Annotated in this window: 2 protein-coding genes; both read left to right on the top strand. The window is 73.7% G+C overall.

The window, feature by feature from the left end; all coding sequences use genetic code 11:
• Positions 1-899: sensor histidine kinase (locus tag ACYVE9_RS26215; RefSeq protein WP_461030378.1), on the top strand; the 899-nt coding region annotated here is incomplete at its 5' end.
• Complete coding sequence (locus ACYVE9_RS26210; RefSeq protein WP_461030377.1) at positions 896-1,531, top strand: response regulator; 636 nt, start codon at positions 896-898, stop codon at positions 1,529-1,531. The genes ACYVE9_RS26215 and ACYVE9_RS26210, both read left to right, overlap by 4 nt.
• Positions 1,532-1,545: the final 14 nt, after the last annotated feature.

Genomic DNA, 1,545 nt, shown 5'->3' with positions numbered 1-1,545 from the left:
GGCTGCTGTCCCGGCGCGCCGGGACAGCAGCCGTGGCAGCCACCGCGGCAGCGGCCGTTGCGGGCTTCGCCGCCCATCGGGGTTCCCTCGGTGCCGCGATGGCGATCGGCCCGGCCCTCGGCGCCGCCGTGGCGGTGGCCGTGGTGTGGGGCTACCAGGCCCTGTACCGGGAGAGCGAACAACGCAGACGCCTGATCGAAGAGCTCACAGCCACGCGCGCCGACCTGGCCTCCGTCCAGCACACCGCCGGTGTGCTGGCCGAACGCGAACGCCTCGCTCGTGAGATCCACGACACCCTGGCCCAGGGCCTGTCCAGTATCCAGTTGCTGCTACGCGCCGCCGAGCGCGCACTGCCCGGCGCTCCGGACAGTGCCGCCCGGCACGTCGACCAGGCCCGCCAGACCGCCGTCGACAACCTCGCCGAGGCCCGCCGCTTCGTCGCCGCACTCCCCCCGCCTGCCCTGGAAGGCACCTCGCTCGCCGGTGCCCTGGAACGCCTGTGCGCCACGACCAGCGCACGCCACGGGCTCACCGCGCGCTTCCGGATCATCGGCGACCCCGTACCCCTGCCGACCGCACACGAGGTCGCACTTCTGCGGATCGCCCAGTCCGCCCTCGGCAACACCGTCCACCACGCCCGCGCCGACACCGTCGACGTCACTCTCAGCTACGTCGGCGATCACGTTGCCATGGACATCGTGGACGACGGACGCGGCTTCGACCTCCACCGCCTGTCCGCTTTTGCCTCGGGGGCCGGTGGTTTCGGGCTGGCCGCCATGCGCGCCCGCGTCGACGCTCTCGGCGGCACCTTCGCCGTGGAGGCCGCACCCGGCCACGGCACCGCTCTGGCTGCCCGGCTGCCCCTCGCACCCGACCCCGACCCCGGGGGCCTCTCATGACCGACACCCCCATCCGCCTGCTTCTGGCCGACGACCATCCCGTCGTGCGGGCCGGGCTGCGCGCGGTGCTGGAGACCGAAGACGGCATCGAGGTGGTGGCCGAGGCTGCCACCGCGGAGGACGCCGTCACCCGTGCGGCCCTGGGCGACATCGACGTCGTCCTGATGGACCTCCAGTTCGGCAGCGGGATGAACGGGGCCGAGGCCACCGCCGCCATCACCGCCCGACCGGGAGGACCCCGGGTACTGGTCGTCACCACCTACGACACCGACGCCGACACCCTTCCCGCCATCGAGGCCGGCGCCACCGGGTACCTCCTCAAGGACGCGCCGCCCGAGGACCTGGTCACCGCCGTGCACACCGCCGCCGCCGGCCGCACCACCCTGGCACCGTCCGTCGCCCACCGGCTGCTGAACCGGCTGCGTACCCCGGGCACCGCCCTGACCCGGCGTGAGACCGAAGTGCTCGTCGCGGTGGCCGATGGCCTGTCCAACCAGGCCATCGGCCACCGTCTGCACCTCACCGAAGGCACCGTCAAATCCCACCTGGCGCGCATCTACGTCAAGCTCGGCGTCGACTCACGCACCGCCGCCGTCGCCACCGCCACCGGTCTCGGCCTCATCCGGCGCTGACCGCGGCCCGCCCG

It is taken from the genome of Streptomyces sparsus (genome assembly GCF_054776295.1).
This window is presented reverse-complemented; position numbering and strand designations above follow the sequence as displayed.